The 22,275-nt window shown below is 71.9% G+C and carries 24 protein-coding genes and 6 pseudogenes; 15 read left to right on the forward strand and 15 right to left on the reverse strand.

The features are described 5' to 3' along the window. Positions 1–59: 59 nt before the first annotated feature. The 3 genes from araD to QK442_RS05045 all read right to left on the reverse strand — a co-directional run bounded on the left by araD (position 60) and on the right by QK442_RS05045 (position 3,477). Entirely contained in the window at positions 60–1,793 is a 1,734-nt protein-coding gene (araD, locus tag QK442_RS05035; RefSeq protein ID WP_282692584.1) for an L-arabinonate dehydratase, read from the reverse strand. Positions 1,794–1,885: 92 nt separating this feature from the next. Next, positions 1,886–2,794, reverse strand: a complete 909-nt coding sequence (locus tag QK442_RS05040) for a dihydrodipicolinate synthase family protein (protein ID WP_282692585.1) — start codon at positions 2,792–2,794, stop codon at positions 1,886–1,888. Continuing rightward, the gene (locus QK442_RS05045; protein ID WP_282692586.1) at positions 2,791–3,477 is read right to left on the reverse strand and encodes a GntR family transcriptional regulator; all 687 of its coding nucleotides are present in this window, start codon (positions 3,475–3,477) and stop codon (positions 2,791–2,793) included. Before QK442_RS05045 ends, QK442_RS05040 begins: the two co-directional genes overlap by 4 nt. A 292-nt stretch (positions 3,478–3,769) precedes the next feature. On the opposite strand from QK442_RS05045, the pseudogene QK442_RS05050 reads away from it, so the two are divergent. Continuing rightward, positions 3,770–4,251, forward strand: a pseudogene (locus QK442_RS05050) (alpha-xylosidase); the annotation flags it as partial. A 30-nt stretch (positions 4,252–4,281) separates the two neighbouring features. Then, a pseudogene (locus tag QK442_RS36330) lies at positions 4,282–4,377 on the forward strand (hypothetical protein); the annotation flags it as partial. On the opposite strand, the pseudogene QK442_RS05055 reads toward QK442_RS36330, so the two are convergent. Beyond that, positions 4,352–4,547: pseudogene (locus QK442_RS05055) on the reverse strand (SMP-30/gluconolactonase/LRE family protein); the annotation flags it as partial. The pseudogenes QK442_RS36330 and QK442_RS05055 overlap by 26 nt on opposite strands. A 68-nt stretch (positions 4,548–4,615) precedes the next feature. Between QK442_RS05055 and QK442_RS05060 the strand changes: the two are divergent. Beyond that, positions 4,616–5,098 (forward strand): hypothetical protein, encoded by a 483-nt coding sequence (locus QK442_RS05060; protein WP_282692806.1) that lies wholly within the window; start codon positions 4,616–4,618, stop codon positions 5,096–5,098. 159 nt (positions 5,099–5,257) lie between these two features. Here the strand turns inward: QK442_RS05060 and QK442_RS05065 are convergent, their stop codons facing one another. Together QK442_RS05065 and QK442_RS05070 are read right to left on the reverse strand one after the other, a co-directional pair. Further along, positions 5,258–5,614: a hypothetical protein gene (locus tag QK442_RS05065; protein WP_282692587.1), complete on the reverse strand. Its 357-nt coding sequence runs from the start codon at positions 5,612–5,614 to the stop codon at positions 5,258–5,260. Between the two features lie 246 nt (positions 5,615–5,860). Next, positions 5,861–6,820: an SMP-30/gluconolactonase/LRE family protein gene (locus QK442_RS05070; protein ID WP_282692588.1), complete on the reverse strand. Its 960-nt coding sequence runs from the start codon at positions 6,818–6,820 to the stop codon at positions 5,861–5,863. Positions 6,821–6,926: 106 nt separating this feature from the next. On the opposite strand from QK442_RS05070, the gene QK442_RS05075 reads away from it, so the two are divergent. From QK442_RS05075 to QK442_RS05085, 3 genes are all read left to right on the forward strand, one after another. Beyond that, positions 6,927–7,379 (forward strand): Lrp/AsnC family transcriptional regulator, encoded by a 453-nt coding sequence (locus QK442_RS05075; RefSeq protein WP_282692589.1) that lies wholly within the window; start codon positions 6,927–6,929, stop codon positions 7,377–7,379. 53 nt (positions 7,380–7,432) lie between these two features. Then, the gene (locus QK442_RS05080; protein WP_282692590.1) at positions 7,433–8,062 is read left to right on the forward strand and encodes an HAD-IA family hydrolase; all 630 of its coding nucleotides are present in this window, start codon (positions 7,433–7,435) and stop codon (positions 8,060–8,062) included. Positions 8,063–8,164: 102 nt separating this feature from the next. Next, entirely contained in the window at positions 8,165–8,698 is a 534-nt protein-coding gene (locus tag QK442_RS05085; RefSeq protein ID WP_282692591.1) for a hypothetical protein, read from the forward strand. Between the two features lie 259 nt (positions 8,699–8,957). Here QK442_RS05085 and QK442_RS05090 read toward each other — a convergent pair whose 3' ends face one another. Next, positions 8,958–9,290, reverse strand: a complete 333-nt coding sequence (locus tag QK442_RS05090; protein ID WP_282692592.1) for a hypothetical protein — start codon at positions 9,288–9,290, stop codon at positions 8,958–8,960. A gap of 251 nt (positions 9,291–9,541) precedes the next feature. Between QK442_RS05090 and QK442_RS05095 the strand changes: the two genes are divergently transcribed. The 3 genes from QK442_RS05095 (at position 9,542) to QK442_RS05105 (ending at position 11,452) form a co-directional block, all read left to right on the forward strand. Next, positions 9,542–10,459, forward strand: coding sequence for a hypothetical protein (locus tag QK442_RS05095; protein WP_282692593.1), 918 nt, complete (start codon positions 9,542–9,544; stop codon positions 10,457–10,459). A 266-nt stretch (positions 10,460–10,725) separates the two neighbouring features. Then, positions 10,726–10,968 carry a hypothetical protein gene (locus QK442_RS05100; protein WP_282692594.1) on the forward strand — a complete coding sequence of 81 codons (243 nt, stop codon included), beginning with the start codon at positions 10,726–10,728 and terminating at the stop codon, positions 10,966–10,968. A gap of 19 nt (positions 10,969–10,987) precedes the next feature. Next, entirely contained in the window at positions 10,988–11,452 is a 465-nt protein-coding gene (locus QK442_RS05105; protein ID WP_282692595.1) for a hypothetical protein, read from the forward strand. Positions 11,453–11,652: 200 nt separating this feature from the next. Here QK442_RS05105 and QK442_RS05110 read toward each other — a convergent pair whose 3' ends face one another. Next, on the reverse strand, positions 11,653–11,832 hold the full coding sequence (locus tag QK442_RS05110) for a hypothetical protein (protein ID WP_282692596.1): 180 nt from the start codon (positions 11,830–11,832) through the stop codon (positions 11,653–11,655). A 71-nt stretch (positions 11,833–11,903) separates the two neighbouring features. After that, positions 11,904–12,362, reverse strand: coding sequence for a hypothetical protein (locus QK442_RS05115; protein WP_282692597.1), 459 nt, complete (start codon positions 12,360–12,362; stop codon positions 11,904–11,906). 94 nt (positions 12,363–12,456) lie between these two features. On the opposite strand from QK442_RS05115, the gene QK442_RS05120 reads away from it, so the two are divergent. The 4 genes from QK442_RS05120 to QK442_RS05135 all read left to right on the forward strand — a co-directional run bounded on the left by QK442_RS05120 (position 12,457) and on the right by QK442_RS05135 (position 14,959). Continuing rightward, positions 12,457–13,296 (forward strand): helix-turn-helix transcriptional regulator, encoded by an 840-nt coding sequence (locus QK442_RS05120; RefSeq protein WP_282692598.1) that lies wholly within the window; start codon positions 12,457–12,459, stop codon positions 13,294–13,296. Beyond that, the gene (locus tag QK442_RS05125) at positions 13,293–13,484 is read left to right on the forward strand and encodes a DUF397 domain-containing protein (RefSeq protein WP_282692599.1); all 192 of its coding nucleotides are present in this window, start codon (positions 13,293–13,295) and stop codon (positions 13,482–13,484) included. The genes QK442_RS05120 and QK442_RS05125 overlap by 4 nt, the downstream gene beginning before the upstream one ends. After that, positions 13,481–13,942, forward strand: coding sequence for a pyridoxamine 5'-phosphate oxidase family protein (locus QK442_RS05130; RefSeq protein WP_282692600.1), 462 nt, complete (start codon positions 13,481–13,483; stop codon positions 13,940–13,942). Before QK442_RS05125 ends, QK442_RS05130 begins: the two co-directional genes overlap by 4 nt. A gap of 609 nt (positions 13,943–14,551) precedes the next feature. Next, positions 14,552–14,959, forward strand: coding sequence for a hypothetical protein (locus tag QK442_RS05135; protein WP_282692601.1), 408 nt, complete (start codon positions 14,552–14,554; stop codon positions 14,957–14,959). Between the two features lie 98 nt (positions 14,960–15,057). Here the strand turns inward: QK442_RS05135 and QK442_RS05140 are convergent, their stop codons facing one another. The 4 genes and pseudogenes from QK442_RS05140 to QK442_RS05155 all read right to left on the reverse strand — a co-directional run. Further along, complete coding sequence (locus QK442_RS05140; protein ID WP_282692602.1) at positions 15,058–15,360, reverse strand: hypothetical protein; 303 nt, start codon at positions 15,358–15,360, stop codon at positions 15,058–15,060. Positions 15,361–15,542: 182 nt separating this feature from the next. Then, positions 15,543–16,100, reverse strand: a complete 558-nt coding sequence (locus QK442_RS05145; RefSeq protein WP_282692603.1) for a hypothetical protein — start codon at positions 16,098–16,100, stop codon at positions 15,543–15,545. Positions 16,101–16,203: 103 nt separating this feature from the next. Beyond that, on the reverse strand, positions 16,204–16,377 hold the full coding sequence (locus QK442_RS05150; RefSeq protein ID WP_282692604.1) for a hypothetical protein: 174 nt from the start codon (positions 16,375–16,377) through the stop codon (positions 16,204–16,206). Positions 16,378–16,688: 311 nt separating this feature from the next. Then, positions 16,689–18,196 (reverse strand): annotated as a pseudogene (locus tag QK442_RS05155) (glycoside hydrolase family 3 C-terminal domain-containing protein); the annotation flags it as partial. Here QK442_RS05155 and QK442_RS05160 point away from each other — a divergent pair. Beyond that, positions 18,153–18,272, forward strand: a pseudogene (locus tag QK442_RS05160) (carbohydrate ABC transporter permease); the annotation flags it as partial. The pseudogenes QK442_RS05155 and QK442_RS05160 overlap by 44 nt on opposite strands. Before the next feature lie 58 nt (positions 18,273–18,330). Beyond that, positions 18,331–19,620 carry a glycoside hydrolase N-terminal domain-containing protein gene (locus QK442_RS05165; RefSeq protein ID WP_282692605.1) on the forward strand — a complete coding sequence of 430 codons (1,290 nt, stop codon included), beginning with the start codon at positions 18,331–18,333 and terminating at the stop codon, positions 19,618–19,620. Here the strand turns inward: QK442_RS05165 and QK442_RS05170 are convergent. Both QK442_RS05170 and QK442_RS05175 read right to left on the reverse strand, forming a co-directional pair. Next, positions 19,511–20,157: pseudogene (locus QK442_RS05170) on the reverse strand (substrate-binding domain-containing protein). The gene QK442_RS05165 and the pseudogene QK442_RS05170 overlap by 110 nt on opposite strands. A 420-nt stretch (positions 20,158–20,577) precedes the next feature. Continuing rightward, positions 20,578–22,158 carry an arabinogalactan endo-1,4-beta-galactosidase gene (locus QK442_RS05175; protein ID WP_282692606.1) on the reverse strand — a complete coding sequence of 527 codons (1,581 nt, stop codon included), beginning with the start codon at positions 22,156–22,158 and terminating at the stop codon, positions 20,578–20,580. Positions 22,159–22,275 lie beyond the last annotated feature (117 nt).

Below are 22,275 nucleotides of genomic sequence, written 5' to 3' on the forward strand. Positions count from 1 at the left end.
TCGCGAACCCTGTTCGAGATCTCGAACGAGAGGGGCGGTGGTGCGGTAGGGCGGGGTGCTCAGCCCGCGTACGGATCGGGGGTCGTCCCCGGCCTGGCCAGGAACTCGAAGTCGCAGCCGGTGTCGGCCTGGGAGATCTGCTCCATGTACAGCGCGCCGTAGCCGCGCCCGTACCGGGCCGGCGGCGGGGTCCACGCGTCCCGGCGGCGCCCCAGCTCCTCGTCCGTGACGTGCAGGTGGAGGGAGCGGGCCGCGACGTCGAGAGTGATCGTATCGCCCGTGCGCACCAGGGCAAGGGGCCCGCCGACATGGGATTCCGGCGCCACGTGCAGCACGCACGCCCCGTAACTCGTCCCGCTCATCCGGGCGTCCGAGATGCGCACCATGTCCCGTACCCCCTGCTCCAGGAGGTGCTTGGGAATCGGCAGCATCCCGTACTCCGGCATCCCCGGACCCCCCTTCGGCCCGGAGCCGCGCAGCACGAGCACGTGGTCGGCGGTGATGCCGAGCGCCGGGTCGTCGATGGTCCGCTGCATCGTCCGGTAGTCGTCGAAGACGACGGCCGGACCGGTGTGCCTGAGGAACCTCCGCTCCATCGCGACGTGCTTGACGACCGCCCCGTCCGGGCACAGGTTGCCCCGCAGCACCGCGAGCCCGCCTTCGGCCGCCAGCGGCCGGTCCCGCTCCCGGATCACCTCGTCGTCGTGGACGAGCGCCCCGTCGAGCTGTTCGCGCAGGGTGGCGTGGGAGACGGTCGGCCGGTCCAGGTGGAGCACGTCCGCGATCCGCGACAGGAAGCCGGGCATCCCGCCGGCGAAGTGGAAGTCCTCCATGAGGTACTTCCCGCCGGGCCGCAGGTTCGCGAGCACCGGCACCGTCCGCGCGATCCGGTCGAAGTCGTCGAGCGTCAGCTTCACCCCCGACCGCCCGGCCATCGCGATCAGGTGGATCACCGCGTTGGTCGAGCCGCCGAGCGCCAGGACGGCGGCGACCGCGTCCTCGTACGCCTCCCGGGTCAGCAGCCGCGAGAGCCTGAGGTCCCGCTGTACGAGCTCCACGATCCGCATCCCCGACGCGGCGGCCATCCGGTCGTGCCCGGAGTCCACCGCCGGCACCGAGGAGGCGCCCGGCACGGTCACGCCCAGCGTCTCGGCGGCGGCCGTCAGCGTGGACGCCGTCCCCATTGTCATGCAGTGACCGGGGGAGCGGGCCAGACCGTTCTCCAGCTCGGCCATCTCGCAGTCGCCGATCGTCCCGGCCCGCCGCTCGTCCCAGTACTTCCACATGTCCGTACCGGACCCGAGGGTCTCGCCCCGCCAGTGCCCCGGCAGCATCGGCCCCGCCGGGACGAAGACGGTCGGCAGGTCGACCGAGGCCGCGCCCATCAGCAGCGCCGGCGTCGTCTTGTCGCAGCCGCCCATCAGCACCGCCCCGTCCACCGGGTACGAGCGCAGCAGCTCCTCCGTCTCCATCGCCAGGAGGTTGCGGTAGAGCATCGGCGTCGGCTTCTGGAAGGTCTCCGACAGCGTGGACACCGGGAATTCGAGTGGGAAGCCGCCCGCCTGCCACACCCCCCGCTTCACGGCCTGCGCCCGGTCGCGCAGGTGCACATGGCAGGGGTTGATGTCCGACCAGGTGTTGAGGACCGCGATCACCGGCTTGCCGAGGTGCTCCTCGGGCAGGTAGCCGAGCTGCCGGGTGCGGGCCCGGTGACTGAACGACCGCAGCCCGCCGGTGCCGTACCACTGGTGACTGCGCAGCTCCTCGGGCCGCACTTCGCGGTTCCCGCTCACGGGGCGACTGCGCGGCTCCTCGGGCCGCACTTCGCGGTTCCCGCTCACGGGGCGACTGCGCGGCTCCTCGGGCCGCACTTCACGGTTCCCGCTCATGCCGGCCACCCGGCGGCGATCGCCGCGACCTCGGACCGCTCGGCCTCCGGGAGTTCACGGCTCGGCGGCCGGACGTCCCGGCGGCACAGGCCGAGGGAGGCCAGTGCCTCCTTCACCACCGTCACGTTGTCCGCGTTGCCGTTGGCCGCGCGCAGTTCCTCGAAACGGCGGATCCGCTCCCACACCTTCATCGCGGTCCCGTGGTCGCCCGCCCGCAGCGCCCGGAGCATCTCCAGGGAGAGCGAGGGGGAGACGTTGACGAGCCCCGAGGTGAAACCGGTCGCGCCGGCCGAGAAGTACGAGGGGGCGTACGGCTCCGCGAGACCGGCCACCCACACGAAGCGGTCGAGCCCCGCGTCCCGGGCGAAGCCCGCGAACCGCGCCGCGTCCGGCACCGCGTACTTGACGCCCACCACGTTCGGGCAGGCGGCGCCCAGTTCGGCCAGGCGCGCCCCGGCGAGCAGCGGGTTGCGGATGTAGGGGACGACGCCCAGCTCCGGCACCGCCTCGGCGATGGCGCGGTGGTAGGCGACCCAGCCGCTCTCGGAGACGTACGGGTGCACCGGCTGATGGACCATCACCATGTGCGCCCCGGTGTCCCGGGCGTGCCGGGCCGCCTCGACCGCCGTCGGCACGTCGTGCCCGACGCCGACCAGGATCGTGGCGCGCCCTGCCGCCTCCGCGACCGTCGCCTCGGTGATCGAGCGGCGCTCCTCGGGGGTCAGGGCGTAGAACTCGCCGGTGTTGCCGTTGGGGGTGAGGGTGCGCACCCCGCCGTCGAGCAGCCGCCGCAGCAGCGCCCGGTGGGCGGCGGAGTCCACCCGGCCGTCCTCGGCGAACGGCGTGACCGGGATGGCCACGACGTCGGCGAGGGCGGCCCGAAGGGTCTCGAATTCCATGGTCATTCGCTGTCCAGAGGGTCCGGAAGGGGGGAGCCCGCGGCGGGCTCCAGAGGGTTCTCGGGGAAGGCGCGCTCGACGAACGAGGCGATGTGGTCGTGCACCGCCCGGCACGCCCCGTCGGCGTCGCCGACGGCGGCGAGCCGCAGGATCTCCGTGTGCTCGGCCGCCTCCCGCTCCCAGGACGGCACGGCGGCCCAGGCGACCGTGGAGACGAGCGCGGCCTGGTCGCGCACCTCGTCGAGCATCCGCCCGAGCAGCGGATTGCCGCAGGGGAGGTAGAGCGCCCGGTGGAACGCCCGGTTGGCCAGGGAGCGTTCGGCCGGATCCTCGGCGGCCGCGGCCCGCGCGAGCGCCTCGTGCGCCGCGTCGAGCGGGGCACCCGAGGCGACCGCCCGGCGTACCGCCTCCGGCTCCAGGAGGAGGCGGACGTCGTACACGGCCCTGGCCATGTCCGCGTCCACCATCCGCACGGTGACGCCCTTGTACTGGCTCATCACGACGAGCCCACTGCCCGCGAGGGTCTTCAGCGCCTCGCGCACCGGCGTCTTGGACACCCCGAAGCGCGCGGCGAGTTCGGCCTCCACCAGGGCCTGCCCGGGTCTGAGCCCCCCGGTGAGGATGTCGTGCTTGATCGCCTCCAGGACGTACTGGGTCCGGGAGGGGATGGGGCTGGGGGCATAGGGCATGGAGCACTCTCAGATCTCGTGTATGACGTCTCATATATGACGTACGAAGTGCAACGGGCATGAAGCTAAGGGGGTGCCGGTGTTTCGTCAATGCTTCGCGCACGCTTGGGGGAAAGCGTTTTCTATCCGTCGCCTTCGAGGGGGTGGGGGGGTGCCGGAGGGTCGGCCCCCGACCCCGGCATGCCTCCGGCCCTTTCGGCTGGGCGCGCCTCCGGCCCTTCCGGCCCGGCGCACTCCACCGGTCCTTCGTGCCCGGCGTGCTCCCCGTCCACGGGCCCGCGGAAGAACCCGCATGAAGTTCACCGACGGCTTCTGGCTGATGCGCGAGGGCGCGCAGGCCTCGTACGCCGCGGAAGTCCGCGACCTGCGCGTGGAGGGCCGGCCGCTTCACCGCGTACGCCTCCGTCCAGCGGGTCCACGCCCGCGGCGACCTCCTCGACTTGGCGCTGCTCACGGTGGAGTGCCACGCGCCTGCCGAGGCCCCGGCTTCATGCTCGCCGCCCCCGCCTCCGTTCCCGACGCCGGGACGGTACGCGAGGGCGGCACCGCCGTCGAACTGCTCTCCGGCCCGCTCCGCCTCCGCCTCGACCGCGCCGCCCCCGGACCCTGTCGTCACGCGACGCCGACGGCCGCACCCTGACCCGGGTCGGCCGCAAGGGCACCGCCTTCGTCGCCACTCCCGACGGAGCCCACCACATGGCCGTCCAGCTCGCCCTCGGCGACGGCGAGCAGATCTGCGGCCTCGGTGAACGCTTCACGCCTTTCGCCCGCTCGGCGACCGCCGGCGGCCGGCGGTTCCCCGTCCGCTGGGGCGGCGACTGCTGGGCCTCCTTCGAGCCCATGGCCGAGTCCCTGCGCGGCGGACTCTCCCTCTCCGGTGCCCTTCGTCATCGCCGCTGATGCCGAAATCCGGGCCGGAGAACCTCAAACCTCACGGCCGCGTCGTCCGGGCGGTTCAGAGGCTTGCCCTGCCATCGGTCTGCCGGCACGGTGACGGTGCCGTCGTGTTCGGTCCGGGGCACCCGGCGGTCGCCCTGCTCACAGGCGACCAGCCGCCCCTCGCGTCGGAGCAGGAGGACGCCTTGGCCGGTTGCCCGGAAGCCTGTCGGCCGCTTCCAGGGTGTGGGAGTATCTCGGCGTGGTCCGGGAGGGAAGAACGCAGGCCGTCGCGCGGGGCGTGGCACTGCTGGCGACGGTGGTGCTGCTGACCGGGGTGTCGGCGTGCGCGAGAGTCTCCGTGCGGTGCGGCGAGAGCTGCGCGGGGCAGGGATATCCCCCTGCGGGGCACGAGGTCCTGTATGACGACGGGCTGACCCTCGGTACGTACCCCGGCGAATGGGTCGAAGGCGAGAAGAGGATCAGGTTTCGGATCGACCTGAGGAACTCAGGGGCCGCGCCCGTCCCCGCCGGAAACGTGGACGTCCGGCTGTTCGAGTCGACACGGTCCCAGACGCTGCGGAAGCACACCCACGATGACAGCCTGGAGCAGGAGATCCCGGCCGGTGGTGCCGTCTCGGGTTTCGTCGTTCTGCGTACCGAGGGGATGAGGGACCTGAACATCAGGGTCATGGTCCGACCGCGCGACGGCTACGAGATGGCTCGTTGGTCCGTCGTCGTCTGAGCCGGACGTTCAAGAGGCCGTTGCCTTGTCGGACGCCATCGCCCCGTCTTCGTCGGTGAGGCGTGATGCCGGCGTCGCGGCCGCGCGACCCTCCGCCGGTGGTCGGACGGGGAGGGGCGCGACCCAGGCCATCTGCGAGCGGTGCCGTGACGGATCGCCTCATGCCCGCCGCCTGCCCTTCCCCGTTCGGGCCCGGTGACGCTCCCGGCCTCGTGCAACGAAGGCCGCCACGATCGAGCCGACCACGAGCGGCCCGACGACCCAGCGGATCACATCCGCCGCCCAGCCGGACCCCCCGCCGGTCATCAGAACGATCGTCTCGACGACGAGGGCGACCCCCAGCAGGACAAACCCGAGTCCCCAGGCGCGGACCACCCCCACGGGCCCCCGGACGGGCTCCGGTGGCCGGCGTGGCCGGAGCACGGCCCAGCAGCCCAGCCACACGCAGCCCAGCCCCAGGACCACCATGAACCCGTCCGTGATCCTGTCGAGCACGTCGGTCACGCTCCCGGACATCTGCCCTCCCCCCTTCCCTTCCTGCCGGCCTCGGAACGGCAGGGCCGCCCACCTCGGGCTCATCATGACGACTGCCCGGACATAACCTCTCACCCACCGGGCACGGCGGATGGCCCGATCGGCCGCTTTCCGGCACCCGTCAACGCGGGTGCCGGCGTCCGGCGAGTGCGAACTTCCCGGGCGTCACCTGATGGCGGACGGGAAGCGGGTGGACGGCTGCCCGACTCCACCGAGCGGGCCGGTGGCTCACCGGGTCGGTGCGTCCGGCCAGGGCCGCCGGCCGGACCCGGTCGGGTGCGTACCGGTGACGCCCATGACCACCGAGTACAGACTGGTCTCCGCGGCGATGAAGAGGCGGTTGCGCTTGGCGCCGCCCCAGGAGATGTTGGCGACCGGCTCGGGGACGTCGAGCCGCCCGATGAGGGTGCCGTCGGGGTCGTAGCAGTGCACGCCGTCGCCCATCGCGGCGGCCCAGAGCCGACCGCCTTCGTCGAAGCGGAGGTTGTCGAAGCGGGCCTTCGCGCGGGTCCCGGCCTCGGCGAAGACCTCGCCCTCGGACAGGGTGCCGTCGTCGCGCACGTCGAATACCCGGATGAAGCCGGCGCGGGTGTCGGAGACGAACAGCTGCCGCTCGTCGGCGGAGAAGACCAGCCCGTTCGGCGCGCCGAAGCAGTCCGCGACCAGCCGCACCTCACCCGTCGAGGGATCGATCCGGTACACGTTGTCGGCGCCTATCTCGCTCTCGGCGCGGTACCCCTCGTAATCGCTGGTGATGCCGAAGTCCGGGTCGGAGAACCAGATCGAACCGTCGGACCTCACGGCCGCGTCGTTCGGACTGTTCAGCCGCTTGCCCCGCCACCGGTCGGCCAGCACCGTGACGGTGCCGTCGTGTTCGGTCCGGATCACCCGCCGGTTGCCCTGCTCGCAGCTGATCAACCGCCCCTCGCGGTCGAGGGTGTTGCCGTTGGTGTGCCCGGCGGGGCGGCGGAAGACGCCGACCGTGCCGGTCTCCTCGTCCCACCGCAGCATCCGGTCGTTGGGGATGTCGCTCCAGACCACCTGCCGCCAGGCGGGCACGTAGACAGGCCCCTCGGCCCAACGGCAGCCGGTGTACAGGACCTCCAGCGCGGCATCGCCGTTCATGCACCGCCCGGTACGGAACCTCTCGTCGAACATCTCGTACAGCCCGGGGCGTTCGTCGGCCATGGGACTCTCCCCTTCCGCCAGTACCGCATGTCGAATCAGATCTTGCCCGAAGCGCAGATTGCAGGATGAAATACGGTCAGTACAAGAAACTTCCGAACGGAGAGTCGTGGATCACATCGACCGGGCCCTACTGGCCCGGCTCCAGCAGGACGCGACCCAGCCCTACGCGGCCCTGGGTCAAGCCGTCGGCCTGTCCGCCGGCGCCGCCCACGAGCGGGTACGCAAGCTCCGCGAACGCGGTGTCATCCGGCGCACCGCCGTCGAGGTCGACCCGGCCGCGGTGGGCAGCGGGGTCCTGGCCTACGTCATGATCGACTCGACGTCCTGGATGGGCGATTCGGCCCAGGCCTTCGCCGCCCTCCCCGAAATCCTGGAGGCCCACGTCATCGCCGGCAGCGCCTCGGTCCTTGTGAAGGTCAGAACCGCGACCGCCGAGCAACTGCAAGACGTACTGCGCCGGATCTACGCCATCGACGGCGTCAGCGGGACGCAGGCCACGGTGGTCCTGGAGACCTTCTTCGAACGCCCCCTCTCCCCCCTGACGGAAGGTCAGAAGTGAACCCCTCGCACCTTGCCGCCCGCCCCGCGGGAACGAACAGACCGATAGAACTCGTGATCTTCGACTGCGACGGCGTCCTGGTCGACACCGAACGCCTCGCCATACGCCTCCAGGTCGCGCTCGGGGCGGAGCTCGGCTGGCCGCTCACCGCCGACGAGGTGGTCGAACGCTTCATCGGGCGCTCCAAGGAGTCGATCGTCGGGCAGATCGCCGAGCGGCTCGGCGCGCAGACGGCCGGCCTCTGGTGGAGCCGGCTGATCCAGCGCCACCGGGACGCGGTCGATCTCGGCCTCGACCCGGTGGACGGACTGCCCGAAGCGCTCGCCGCCCTCACCCTGCCGACCTGCGTCGCCTCCAGCGGCTCGCACGAGAAGATGCGCCACACCCTGGGCCGCACCGGCCTCTACGACTTCTTCGCCGGCCGGATCTACAGCGCGAGCGAGGTGCCCCGCGGCAAGCCCGCCCCCGACCTCTTCCTGCACGCCGCCCGCCGGATGGGCGTCGACCCGGCGGCATGCGCGGTGGTCGAGGACAGCGGCCCCGGTGTCGCGGCGGCACGGGCGGCGGGAATGCGCGCCTTCGGCTACGCGGGCGGCCCGACCCCCGCCGAACACCTCGAAGGCCCGGACACCGTCGTCTTCGACTGCATGCGCGAGCTTCCGGCCCTGCTCGCCGGAGCGTGACCTCCGTCGATCTGAACGCGCAGCGAAGCGACAGGAGGGAGCGGCCCTCATTGCCGGGGTCCGGCATCGAAGGGGGACCGTGTCCGTGCCAGACTGCGGGGCATGGGGTGGACATTCAAACTGCACGGCGGCGTCGCGGCCGCACTGGGTACCGCGCTGTCGGCACTGACAGCGCTCACCTGGCTGCCCGGAACTCTGCCGTTGCTCGAACAGAAGTGGTTGCTGGTGGCAAGCGCCATGCTGCTGTTCCCGGTCTTCATCACCGCCATGGTGCGTATGTTCCTGGCCCGCGCGGGCCAGCACGTGACCGGGCTGGCCTTCCGCTGCCTTCCCCGCAAGGTCCAGGCGGGGCTCGCGGCCGTGCTCGTGTCGGGCGCGGCGACGATGGTCTTCGGCACGGCGGGCGAGGGGCACCTGCAGTCCGCGGAGACGCAGGGGAACCGGTACTTCGTCCTCGACACGGCATCGCGCCCACACGTCAGGATCGAGGTCTCCCAGAGCCAGTACCAGGCGGTCCTGGAGAGCGACCAGCGCCTCATGTTCGGGGTCTTCGGCGTGCTGTTCATCGGCGCCGCGTATCTCGTCCTGGTAGCCGGAGAGCTGAACCGAGCGGACCGAGCGTCCGAGCCGGCGTGAGGGGACGGGCCGACCGGGCGGGGGAGGAGCCGTACGCGGAGGGAAGCGGTGCCGTCGTGGTCGGTGACCTGCAGGGGCGGAGCGTCGTAGCCGAACCCGCGTACGGGCGATCAAAAGCGCCTGAGTTCGCGATCTCTGAGGCGCTGACACCACGAACTTGGCCCTGCCTTCCGGGATCCTCAGCTGTGTACGGCTCGGTTCCGACTGATTCGGTGTCGAAGCGCATGACGTTTTCGGTGCCCCGTGAGCCGATCGGTGGTCAGCCGACTTCAGGTACCGCCCCAGGCGGAGCAGGCTTCTCCACGGTGACACGCCGGATGTGGCCTACCCACGAGTCCGGCGTCAGGGAGGACCACTCGACGTCGATCTCAACGCCGTGGAATATGCGGGTGAGGTCCGCAAGCTGTGTGAAGATCGCCGTCTGTACCTCCTCAGGGGCCGCGTCGGCGGGCATCGGGACTCTGCCGCATCCGCCACTCGAGTCGTCGGCGGTGAACGTGTAGGGCCACACGTCTTGCCCAGTCAGCAGGATGATCTCCTTCGGTGTGCCGAAGGGGAGCCGCTTCCCCTTCGTCTTGGGTCGTCTCGCCATGGTGTCATCCAACCTGACGGACCGCAGGGTCAGGCACCCGCCATGCACACCTCAGCCACCACGACCAGACCTGACCAGAGCCGTATGACGCCACCCACCCAGGTGAAGGTAGGTTGATCGCCGGTCGGCTGGGGCCATGGGGAGGAACTGCGGTGACAGGTATCGAGGTCCCGGGACCTGAGCCCGACTGGCAGCCGGAACCACAACCGCCCTACTGCACCGGCAAGAACCGGATGTGTCAGAGTCTGCGCATGCTCGAGATCGTGGTGAAGACGGAGAACGGGGAGCGGCACGTCCGCGTGTCCGCCGGGGAACTGGCGGGGTTGGTCCGGCGCATCGGTGACGAAGGCGACCGGTTCCTGGTGGTCCAGCGGATACCCGACCTGCCCGATGTCTTCGCCCAGGTCTGGCACAAGACCGGTGGCGACTACACGCTGGAGTACCGCGACGGTGCCGCCGGCCGGCACTTCCAGGCGATGGCCGACGGGCCCGAAGCCGTGGTGGAGGCGATGACCGGTTGGGCCCGCCAGGAGGCGGGCTGGGACAGCGGCCTGCTGTGGACGCTGCTGGACATGGGACCCGCCCGCGAAGTACCGCCGCTCGACCTCGACGACGACGAGCGCGAGGAGCTGGAGGAGCGCGTCCGCGAGGTGCTGGTCGGCGGCTACGCCTCCCGCGCCGAACTGGCCGAGCTCGCGGAGGAGTGCCTGGTCACCCAGGACCACCGGCCCGTTTCACGCGAGCAGGCGGAGGCGCTGGCCGACCGGTTGTGGCTGGAGCGGGTCGCGGAGCAAGCCGCATGGCAGGGCGAGACCGACCCCGAACGGCTCACCCGCGCGTTCACCGCCCTGCAGGAGGCCGGTATCACCGCCCGCGAGAACTTCACCTGCTGCCGTAGCTGCGGTCAGTCCGAGATCGGTGGTGAAGGCGCACCCGACGCCCGCGGCTACGTCTACTTCCACACCCAGTGCACGGATTCCGCCGCGGCCGGTCATGGACTGACGCTCCTCTACGGCGGTTTCGACGGCTCGCCCGAGACCACCGCGGCCATCGGCCACGAGGTCGTGGCCGCCCTCACCGCAGCCGGTCTCCATGCCGAATGGGACGGCGACCCCGGTCGGGCCATCACCGTCACTCCCCTCGACTGGCGCCGCCGCCTGGTCGGTTAGGGACGAGCGTTCAAAGAGCACGCCCACGTCAGACCGCTGTCCCACCGACAGACCGCACACCCGCCACCCGGCGCCGCGGACGTGAACACAGGCCACACCGACCTTCTCGGCGCCCTGCCGTTCACCGCGCGCGAGCTCATCCGTCACCGCCCGCGCGCGGCCCGGAGCCCGAACTGCCGGGGGAACTGCCGCCGTCGACCACCGCTCGCCGCCCCGGCCCGTCCCTACGCTCCTGAGTCCCAACCACCATGAGACAGGAGTACGTCATGGACAACCCGACCCGCAGGACGGTCGCGGTCGCCGCCGGGGCCGCCGCGCTGCTGGCGGCGAGCGTGGCCACCGCCGTCGCCGGTACGGCGAGCGAGGCGCCGCGGCAGCAGCCCGAGCGGATCACGACCGCGGCCCAGCTCCAGGAGAGCATCGGGACGGCCGTGGAGCTGGAGCGCCAGTACGGTGCCGCCGAGATCGGCGGTTCCACCGGCGGCCAGATCACCGACATCGAGGCCTGAGGCCGGGAAGGTGACCACCGTGGGCGGAGACGAGTCCGTGCAGACCTGGTGTCCCAGCGGCGAGGCGCACACGCCGGAGTCCGTCGTCCTGGGCGTGCGCTCCGGCGCGGACGGCAGCGTCGTATACCTGGCCGACCCCGTACCGGCGGCCGAGGTGCTCGGCAGCGTCCCCGCGGACATCGAGCCGCGCCGCGTCCTGCGTTTCGCCTCGCACTGCGTCAGCGACTGCCTGCACCGCCGGGGCACCGACTGCACGCTCGTCGAACGGGTGCTGACGCGGCCCGTCGCGCGCGAGACCGGCTCCGTCCCGCGGTGTCACCTGCGCACCCAGTGCCAGTGGTGGACCCAGATCGGCGTGGACGCGTGCCTGCGCTGCCCGGCGGTCGCCACCCGGCACCACGCGGACGACGCCCTGGCCGAGCTGGTGGCCGACCCGGCCACCACGAAGGAGCAGCTCGACGCCTGGATAGCGGCGTCGAGCTGAGGACAGGGCGGAAGGGGCCGCCGGGCGCGACCGGGGAGAACCCCCGGGGCACCCGGCGGCCCGCGTCGCTAAAGGCGCAGGAGTTCAGCAGCGGAACAGCGCGAGAAGCAGGCCCGCGACCGCCCCCGGACGGTGAACTGGCTGGCAGAGCAGGTGAATCGGTGGGCGGCCAGCGCGTGAGTACGGCGACGGTCACGACCTCACTCGCCCAACTCGCCCACGGCCTCGGTGGTCACCAGAGCGATGTACTCCAGACAGACGGCGAACGTGGTGTGCCCCGTGGCGGCGGTGTGCGACGCACAGCCGGCCGCGCCGCTCCCCGGCTGTGGCGTCGGCTCCGACTCCCATCCGCATCCGCCGTCCATACAGCGTGCAGTCATGGTGAGTTCGGACTCCGGGCCGGGATGGGGACTCATACGGTAGACCGGTACCACGTCCACCGCCGCCGTGGTCACGGCCGCTCCCGGGGAAACGTCACCTTCGGCACGTCGTGCGGGTGGTTCCGGATCTCGACCCGGAAGTCCGCCGCCGCCGAATGGTCGTGCGCCCGGCGGTGATGCCGTTCCCGCTCGGCCGCGAGCGCGCACGTGGCGCAGCCGGGGGTGGGGACGGCGGACGGTACGAGATCCACCGAGAGGACCACCGGCGGCTCCGGACAGGTCTGCTGCGGGCGGGCCGCCGCCGGGACCGGAGTGGTGAGCACGCGGATCAGCGCGCGCTCGTCCTCCGTCGGCCGGCGCAGCTCGGACGGCACAGCCGTCCATACGGTTCCCCCGCCGGGCCGCTGCAGATAGACGAACTCGCCGTCCCAGGCGGTCACCTTCCCGAGGCGGGGCTTTCCCTCGGGTGTGTCTGCCGCCATGAAGGCCCCGAGGTCGGGGACGGGGCCCTGACCGTCGCTTGCGGGCATGAGTGTTCCTCTCTGTAGCGAATCCACTACCAGGCGCCATCAGGGTGTCCTACAGTCGAAGGGTCCTCAACGGACGAGTTGCTGAGGGGGAACTGTGGGCAATCGCAAGGTGCTTGACCCGGACAGCGGGCCCATGGCCGCGTACGGGGCACGTTTGCGCAGGATGCGCGAGGAGAGGGGCTGGCGGCAGGAGGACCTGGCGGCGCGGACGGGGTACTCCAGCAAGCACATTTCCGGCGTCGAAATTGGCAGTCGACCCTCAACTCTCAAGTTCTCGAGGGCTGTCGATGTGGCGTTCGGACTGGCGGGAACGGACCAGTCGTTCGATCGTGAGTGTCGGCAGGTGCGGCATGGGGTGCTCCTGGAGGGATTCCCGGAGTACGTGCACCAGGAGCGACGGGCCGCAGAGATTCGCGTGTTCGATATCGGGATCATCCCGGGACTTCTGCAGACGCCTGAGTACGCAGAGGTCCTGGCATCCAGTTCCGTCATGCGCGGAGCCATCACGGCGGAGCAGGCTGCGGAGCGTGTGACGTTCCTGACCGAGCGGCAACAGGTCCTGGAACGACAGCCACCACCGATGCTCTTCGTAGTGATGGACGAGAGTTGCATCCGCCGCCTGGTCGGCGGCCCCGAGGTCATGGCAGCTCAGCTCGACCGACTGGTGGAGTTGGCGGCACACCCTTACACGGTCCTTCAGGTGGCCCCGTTCGCCATAGGGGAGAGGCGTTCGCTCAACCTTCCCGTGAACATCGTGACCATGCCTGACCGGTCCGTGCTCTCCTACGCCGAATCGCAGGCCCAAGGCCACTTGACGCGAGAGGGGGGAGCCGTGTCGTCCATGCTCAGGGTCTACCATCAACTCGCAGCGGAATCGCTCTCCCAGGCGGACACCGTGGCCATGATCAAGGAAGTGCGAAAGGGCATGCTGTGACGACCGAGTCCCCCCGCTGGTTCAAGTCCTCCTACAGCGACAACGGTGGCACCTGCGTGGAAGTCGCCCACAACCTCGTCCCCACCCTCGGAGTCGTCCCCCTCCGCGACTCGAAGGTTCCGGCCGGCCCGACCTTCGCCGTCTCCGCCGCCGCCTTCGCCGCGTTCATCGACTCGGTCAAGGGGTGACGAACGTTACGGCGCCGCGTGACCGGACGCGGCGCATCAACGACGTACGGGAGCGGCTGGCGGAGGAGATGGACCTGTGGGTCGCGTCCGCCGACGAGGCGGGGCTGCCGTACCTCGTGCCGCTCTCCTTCCTCTGGGACGGCACCGCCGTCTGGCTCGTCACCCGCCTCTCCAACCCCACCGGCCGCAACCTCGCCACCAACCCCCGCACCCGCCTGGCCCTCGGCGACACCCGGGACGTCGTCCTCCTCGACGGCGAGGTCACCTCGTACACCCACGACGAGGTTCCGGCGGAGACCGCCGAAGCCTTCCACGCCAAGACCGGCTGGGACGCCCGCCGTTCCGGCCCCGCCTACCGCTGGTTCCGCGTCCGGCCCACCGCCGTGCAGGCCTGGCACGAGGAGCACGAGCTGCCGGGGCGGCAGCTGATGACGGACGGGGAGTGGACACACGACTGACGGCTGACGTACCCGCTCAAGGGGCGAACTCGGCGAAGCGGCCTGGCCGGAGCAGGGGTGTGTTGTGTGACGCGAGTATGTGTCTATGGCGCCGCGCCTTCGGCATCGGCTGATACCGCGCTCGACTGTGTGCCTGACCGCAGGTCGCACCTTGTGAGCTGCTCCGAGGCGTCCAGAGCGAAGGCTTTCAGCTCTGGCGGAAGAGTCTCATCACCCCAGCATCTCCTGAGTCGATGACGCCCACCGATCCGCCGTGTGCCGATCAGCTCCCTTCTGGTGCTTCTCCTCGACTGCCCTGAGCAGGCACTCGCGGCCATCTGTGCTCATCGGTTCGTCCGGCAGGGCCTCGTCCTCCAGCGACGCGGGGCGGTCGGGTGCACCCTGCCCTATCTGCGGATAAGCGCGGAGGAGCCGAGAGACGGCGGCTTTCTCGGCCGCCGCAAGCTGACGCCCCCTCGGGGTGGCGTGACAGCCCGCCACGCTCTTCCGGGACAGCCCGGAAGGGCGTGGCGGAAAGTTGCGTTCGATCGGGTCCGTCCCCGTCTCCGCACGCCCTTCACCAGCCGTTCGAACTGCTGCAGCCGCTGAAGGTGGTGCGAGGATGACCCCATGGAGTCGACTTACAACGACAGCGAAACCATCCATTACGTGCGGTTTCAGTCGCCCCACCGGAATGGGCGAGGTCACTTCACCGGCATCTTCGGTCTCATCAACACGCTGGCGCGAGAGGGGAGGCTGTCAGAGGAGCAGGAACTCTTCCGCCGCAGCAACAACAGCTGGTACGACGCCGCGTACACCGACCCCTCGACCGTTGGTCCGTCCGTCTACGACCACGAGATCAACCCCGGTGCGGCAGCATGGTTCAAGTCGTCGGCCACGCATCTTCTTGCGCGGATCCCTGGCTATCTTGAGATTCTCGAGGCCCACGGCGTCGACTGCCGGTCGCTGCGTTCCGCGGATCCGGGCCGGATCATCTATGAGGACGACATGCAGGTCGTGGTCGTGCCGTACACGTAGGCTTCGTGCTTCTCGAGCGACGGAGGTCTATCCCTTGTGCGGAAATTGAACCTTTTCACCCTCACTGCTCCTCACCCGGCCCCGTGAAGCCGCCGGCTTCACACTGCGGCGAGAACCGCCCGGATGAAGTCGGTTGGCGGCACGTAGCCGTGGGCCTCGACATAGTGGGCGATCAGTTCAGGGGCGGCGTGGGCGACGCCGCCGCCCATCACCCGTATCTCGGCACTCCCCTGCGGATGACCGGCCCGGCTGCCGAATATCCGCGACGCACAGAACGGGCAGGAGTGGTGGCCACGGATCTGCTGAGCTCGGTGCGTGCGGCGCATACGGTTCAGGACTTCAGCCAGCCCGGAAGGGGCGACGCCCTTCGCATAAGGCTTGCCGCGCTTGAGCCGGCCCACGTTGACCAGGGGAGCGCCACGCCAGAGGCCGGTCGTACCTTGAGCCCCGTTGTCCCCGCCGTACGTGTATGGCGTCAAGTCCGCGTAGTACGTCACTCGCGGTGCCTACCAGACGTGCGCAACCGCAGCGCAGCCGGCTGAGCCGCCCATGGGGGTTCACGCACCTCCGGTCGGAGCCGGGCTCAGCGGTAGTCGTCCGGGTGGTCCTGCATCCACGTGCTGATGAAGTCGCGGGTGCCGATCAGCTGCTTCTGGTGCTTCTTCAGGTTCTCGTAGGAGCTGTCCCCGGCCAGGGTCTCGTTCAGTTCCGCGATCCGGGCGAGCGGCTCGGGGAAGTGGCCGGGGCCCTTCGGGTCGGCCTTCATCGCCATGCCCAGCTCCTGGAGTTCCTTGTGGACGCGGCCGAGGAAGTAGGCGCAGTCCGTCGCGCAGGAGTCGTAGAGCGTGGCCTGGAGGGTGGCGAAGGCGTCACGGACCTTCTCGCCGGAGGCGGGCGCGAGCTCGCCGGTCGTGGTGGGGACGGCGTCGGGCTCCGCGGGCGCGGTCGTGGGCTCGGCGGGGGTCGCCTCCGGTGCGGCGGTCGTCTCCTCCGGCGCACCGGTCGTGGTCGGTGCCGTCGTCACCGTGCCGGGGCCCGCCGCCGCCCGGTCGGGCTCCGGCGTCGTGCCGCAGGAGACGGCGAGGGCGGCGAGTGCCGCCGCGAGCAGGGCGGCGCGGCGTACGGACGACGTGATGGTCACGGAATGAACCCCCGGGCAGACGATCACACGAGCTTACGGCCGCCCGCGATCGATGCCGGATCCCACCCTGCCGGCCCGGCGGTCGATCGGGGTGGCCACGGGCTCAGGGGCCGACGTGCTCGAAGACCCCGCCGTACGGGTGCCGCAGCACGGCACGGCGGCCGTTCGGTGTCGGGGGCGGAGGGGCCGACGCCCCGGTGCCCGCCGCCACCGCTTCCTGCACCGCCACGTCCAGGTCCTCGACTCGCTGCCGTACGACCACTGATGCGATAGTCATCGTGTCACATCACTGGGCAGGATCCCCTGACCCGTCCGGGCCCTCAGTGGGCGAAGGCGACAGAGGGCCTTCACGGTGGTGTGGGCGTACGGGCCGCCGTGGGGTCCACCGTCACGCGGCCCAGTTCGGCCGTCTCCGTACCGGCGAAGAAGGTCACCTCGCCCGCCCCCGAAGCCGTCACGGTCAGTTCCGTGGTCCCGGAGCCGAAGTCGCCGTGGCGGTCTGGTCGTCGTGGGCGGCGGCCTCCAGACCGGGGCAGGGGCTCGGCGCGGTGCCGGTGAGTCGATGCGGACGGTGCGGCGGGTGGCCGTGCTGGAGGCGCCGGCCAGGAACTCGTACGGGCCCGGCTCCACCGCCCAGCGGCCGTGCGCCACGTCCCGGTACGCGAGGACCGACAGCGGCACCGTGAAGGCGAGGGTCGCCGTCTCGTCCGGCATCAGGTGGACGCGGGCGTGCGTGACGTCCTCCGCCTCCGTGTTCACCGCCGCCGTCAGGCCCTCGTACCCGAAGCGCGTGTACGTCAGGCCGTGGCCGAAGGGGAAGAGCGGGGTGCCGCCGTACGCGGTCCACAGCAGGGCCGGGAGCGTGGCGGCCGCGTCCGGTACCGCGTACGGGTAGGAGGAGGCGAGGACGAGTGCCGTGCGCGGCCCGCCACAGGCGGTCCTGGTGGGCGGCGTACGCAAGGGTCCGCGCGGTCCTCGGTCTCGCGGCCGTCGATGTGCGGGTCGTTCCCGGCGGCCACGATCACCGTGCCCGCCCCGGCGGCGGCCCGCGCCACCGCCTCCTCGCCGCTCTCGACCGTCTCCACGGTGAAGGTTTCGGCCGTCTCGCGGTCGGCGGCAACCTTCACGCCGTCGGCGGCGACAGAGACGTAGCCCCCCGTCCCGAGGCGCAGAAGGAGGTGGCCGTCGCCGTGGGCCTCGAACCGGAACGTCTCCCGGACGACCCAGCCGCCGGGCTCGTCCGCCGAGGCCCGCACCCTGCCGTCCTCGGCCACCGACAGACAGCGCCCGCCGAGGGCGCGCAGGGTCGGAACCCCGTCGCCCCAGTCGATCAGGTCCAGGACCGAGCCCCCCTCGGTGCCGGCGGTGAGCGGCGGCAGGTCGGTGCGGCCGGCGGGCAGCGCCGGGTCGAGGGCGGCCTCCGGGCCGCGTACGGACTCGCCGCCGGTGGGCTCCGGGACGCGCAGCGCGCGGCCGTCGGCGGTCCGCAGCCGGATCCGGTCCACGCCCTCGGCGAAGTCCACCCGGTCCGCGCCGAACCGCCCCCGGATGCCGTCCAACGGGGAGGAGCGGTGCGGCAACGCGCCGCTGTACCAGCCCGGTTCGACGGTGTCGGCGAGCAGGCCCGCCACCGCGAGCCGGGCGTCGGCGGTCCCCGGGGTCAGGGGGAGCAACGGGGCGCCGTCGCCCATGGGTTCGTTGCGCGGCAGGACGAGTGCCGGGTCGAACTCGCCCAGCAGGAACCGCGCGGTCAGCAGCTGCCTGCGTACGACCCTGTCCACGTCCTCCTGGCCGATCAGGCCCCGCTCCAGGGCGCGTCGCAGTCGGCCCAGGACCACCGAGGCGTCCGTGCCGTGGTCGGTGAAGGAGTCGACGCCCGCGCGCAGCGCCGCCGCGACCGCCTCCTCGCGGCTGTCGACGTACGCCTGCGGGCCGGCGAGGTTGCTGGGCGCGCCCGCGCCCGCGCAGACGAGGAGTTCCTGCTCCGTCCAGGTACGCAGCTCCGAACCCGGGTACGGGGAGAGGCGGTCGGGGCGGCCGTTGACCAGGTCGTACGCGGGTGTCTCGCCCGAACTCACCGACAGCGCCCGCATCGACGGCGCCGGCGACCTGCGCACCCTGTGGACGATCGTGCTGCCGCTCTCCCGCGCGGTGATCGCCGTCATGGTCCTCGCCCTGCTGCCCGTCGTCAAGGACTGACACCGCGCCCCACTCATCTGGAGGAGCACCCATGAGCGAACCCGGCCCCGTGCACGGCACGTGGGAACCCGCCCCCGCCGCCCGCAGTGAGGACGCCTTCCCCACCGGGAACGGCCGGCACGGGGCCCTGGTGTACGGCGACCCCGTGGACGACCGGGTGATCGTCACCCACCACACCTTCGTACGCCCCCACCACCGGCCCGGCGACACCGAACCGGCCCGCCCCGCAGGCCTCCTCACCCGCGTCCGCGCCGAAACCCCCGGCGGCGGCCCCATGACGGGCCGCGCGGTCGACTTCACCACCGGCGTCGTCACCGCCACCGCCGGGGACCGCACCAGCCGGGTCTTCGTCTCCCGCGCCGACGACGTCCTCGTCCAGTACGTCACGGAGCCGGGTCCCCGTGTCCGCGTCGAGCTCGACCACCGTCTCGACGGCGGGCCGGCCGGCCTCGCCGCCGGGCGCGGCATCGCCACCGCCCACGGCGAGACCCTCCTCACCCTCCGCGCCGACCGGCCAGGCTCCCCCTTCGGCCACACCGCCCTCACCCTCGTCGTCGCCGACACCGGCCGCACCACGCTCACCGACCGGGGCATCCGCGCCGAGGGCGCCGGCCGGCTGCTCCTGCTCACCCGGGTCCGCCGCCACGACGGCCCGTACGACCCCGGGGGCGAGACCGCCGCCCTGCGCGCCCTCGCCGGGGAGGACGGCCCCGCCGCCGCGTACGCCCGGCTCCTCGACCGGCACACCGGCCTCCACCGCGCCGCCTACCTGCGGGTCGCCCTCGACCTCGCCGCCGCCCCCGCCGAACGGGCCCTCTCCGGCTCGGCCCTGCTCGCCCGCCCCGCCGGACCCGCCCTCCTCGAACGCCTCTTCGCCGCCGGCCGCTACCACCGGCTCTCCTCGCCCGGCCTCCTCCCGCCCCGCCTCTGCGGCCTGCGGACCGACGCCGACCCCGCCCCGCCCCCGCCGCTCGTCGAGGCACTGGTCCGCTCCACCCCCGGGCGGCTCGTCCTGCTGCCTCCGCCCGGCATCTGCGCCCGTGGCCGGCTCACCGGCCTGCCGACCCGGTTCGGCGCCCGCCTCGACCTCGCCTGGGCGCCGGGGGAGTACCGGGCCGTCCTCCGCCCGGGCCGGGACGCCGACCTCGAACTGTGCGCGCCCGAGGGCAGTAGGCGGCTGGTCCTCAGGGCGGGCGAGGAGCGGGTCCTCGTCAGCCCGTGGACCGGCGGGCGGGCGGCGGTGGTCCCGAGCCGGGCCGGACGGTCGGCACCGGGCCGAGCAGCCCCACCCCCCGCGCCCGCGGGCCCTCCGGGTCGGTGAGCCGGGCGAAGAGCCGCTCCACCGCCCGCAGGCCCGGCTCCTGCGCCGGGACCGCCACAGAGGTCAGCGGCACCGACGCCTGAGCGGCCACAGCCTCGGCGCAGACCGCCACCACCGACACGTCCTCGGGGACCGCGCGGCCGGTCCGCCGCAGCAGGGCGAGCAGCGGCTCCACAGCCGTCTCGTTCCGCACCACGAAGGTGCTGACCGCCGGGCGTTCGTCCAGGATCCGGGCCGGTCCGACGAGGACGGCCGGCGGCGCGGCCCCGCGCAGCGACGGCGGCCGCCCGTCGTCCGGCTGCACGTCCATGAGGATCACCGCCCCGGCGAGCCCGCCGCCGGTGACCCGGCGCGGCGCCGAAGGGCCCTCCTCGCCGGTGAGGAGGAGGGCGTCGTAGCCGTGCGCGCGGGCGGCGGTGGCGACGGCGGCCGCGATCTCCAGCGTCACCGGCACGTACCTGTCGGTGCGCAGAGGACATGGCTCACCGTGCTGGCCGACACCCCGGCGTGCCGGGTGACCTCGGCAAGCGCGACCATCCGGTCTCCCCGCGGGCAGGACTGTGGTGCGCCTGTGGGGAATCGCTTCGACGAAGGGTTCAAGGCCGCAGCAGGACCTTGCCGACCGTCGGTCCCCGCCGCCGGCCAGGGCCAGCGCCTCGGTGAAGCGGTCGAGGGGGAACTCGTGGGTGACGAGCGGCGCCGGGTCCAGGCGGCCGGTGGTGAAGGCCCGGACCGCGTCCGCCCAGGCGGCCGAGGAGGCGCCGAAGACGCTCCGCAGCTTGAGCCGGCTACCGAGGGCCTCGTCCACCGGGCGGCCCTCACCCGGCAGGACGGCCGCGCCCCTCCGGGCCGTCGAACTCGCCGCACCCGTCCTCCCCGACGACGGTGTGCCGCGCCGCCCTGCCCACCGCCCCCGGCCACCGCCGGCGCAACCCGGCCCTTCGGCGCGCGGCTGCCCTACCGGTGGCCGAACCAGCCCGCCGCGGGAAGCAGCCGGTTGTCGTAGCCGAACAGCGCCTGGTTCTCCCAGCCGTTGCCCGACGACGGGTCCGCCGGGTCCCAGCCGTTGCCGGTCACCGCGGTCCAGGCCGGCTCCCAGTAGACGACGCCGAGGCCACGGCCGCCCGGGACGGCTTCCACCACGTTCATCACGTCACGGAGCCACGCCGACTGTCCTGCCGGGGACGCCGGGTAGCCGGAGACCAGCTCCGAGGGGAGGTCGATGATGTTCTCGTGCGCGTCCTTGCTGTCCAGACGGAAGGGGTACGCCGTCTCCACGACCATGACCTTCTTGCCGTAACGGGCCGAGATGTCGTCCAGGTTGGCCTGGAGCGAGGACAGCGCCCCGTGCCAGTAGCCGTAGAAGGACAGCGCGATCACGTCGTAACTCACGCCCTGCGCCTTGGCGTTGTCGAACCAGTTGCGGTACAGCGCGTTGTCGCCGCCGTTCGCGAGGTGCAGCGCGATCTGCGTCGACGAGGAGACCGCCTTCGCCGCCGAGATCCCGGAGTTCAGCAGCCCGGCGAGCTGCGTCCAGTTGCCGGTGGAGCCCTCGGGCCACAGCATGCCGGTGTTGATCTCGTTGCCGATCTGCACCATGTCGGCCGTGGTGCCCTGCGCCTTCAGCGAGTTCAGGACGTCGTACGTGTGGTGGTACACGTCCGTCTTCAGCTGTGTGTACGAGTGCCCGGCCCAGGCTGCGGGCTTGGTCTGGGCGCCGGGGTCGGCCCAGGTGTCCGAGTAGTGGAAGTCGACGAGCAGCTTCATGCCCCGCGCCTTGATGCGCTGCGCGGTGGCAAGCACACGGGCCTTGTTGTTGTAGCCGTCGGCGGGGTTCACCCACACCTTCAGACGGCCGTAGTCGGCGCCCGCGTTCTTGAGCAGGGCGACGGGGTCACCGGTCGCGCCGGAAGCGTTCTTGTAGGTGCCGCCGAGGTCCTCGCTCTTCTTCAGCGCGGACAGGTCGACGCCCTTCACGGCCAGGCCGGTCGATCCGGCGGTGAAGGACAGGTCGTCGATGTTGATCCAATTGCCCGCGTCGGCATCGGAGTTGATGCTGATCGTGCAGCCGCCGCCGACCACCTTGACGGAGGTCACGATCCGTATCCAGGCACTGGTCGTCACCGGCAGGTCGGTGCGCTGCTCGGCGGAGCCGCAGTTGCGCAACGCGAGGTAGGCCGCGTTCTGGCCGCCGCCCGAACGCACCCAGGCGCTCAGCGTGTAGGTGCCGTCGGCGAGTCCGCTGAGGTACTGGTACGTCTCGACCTTGTACGCCGACGGCGACCAGTGCGAGAGGCGGTGGCCGCCGCTGCGGCCGCCGGCCTCGGTGAAGGAGGCGGAGTTCTGGCCGGTGGCCGAGTAGGTCGACCAGCCGGCCGGCGTGGCCGTGCCGGTGCCGTCGGCCTCGAAGCCGGTGTTGGTGAGCGTGCTCGCGGCCACGGCCTGCCGTGCGGGCAGCGGGGCGAGGAGCAGGCCCGCGCCGAGCGCGATGGCGAGCGCGGCGGACCGGAGCCGGGAACGGCTTCTGATGGTGCGCATCGTCGAGTCCCTTCGACGGTGGCGGACGGGGGAGTTGGTGGTGCGGTGGTGCTCTTCCTCGCGGTGGTGCGGGTGGTGCGGCTCACCCGGGGGCGGCGCGGCGGGTGCGGGCCGCCC

Origin of the sequence: Streptomyces sp. CC208A (genome assembly GCF_030010625.1) — a bacterium.
Taxonomy (GTDB): Bacteria; Actinomycetota; Actinomycetes; order Streptomycetales; family Streptomycetaceae; genus Streptomyces.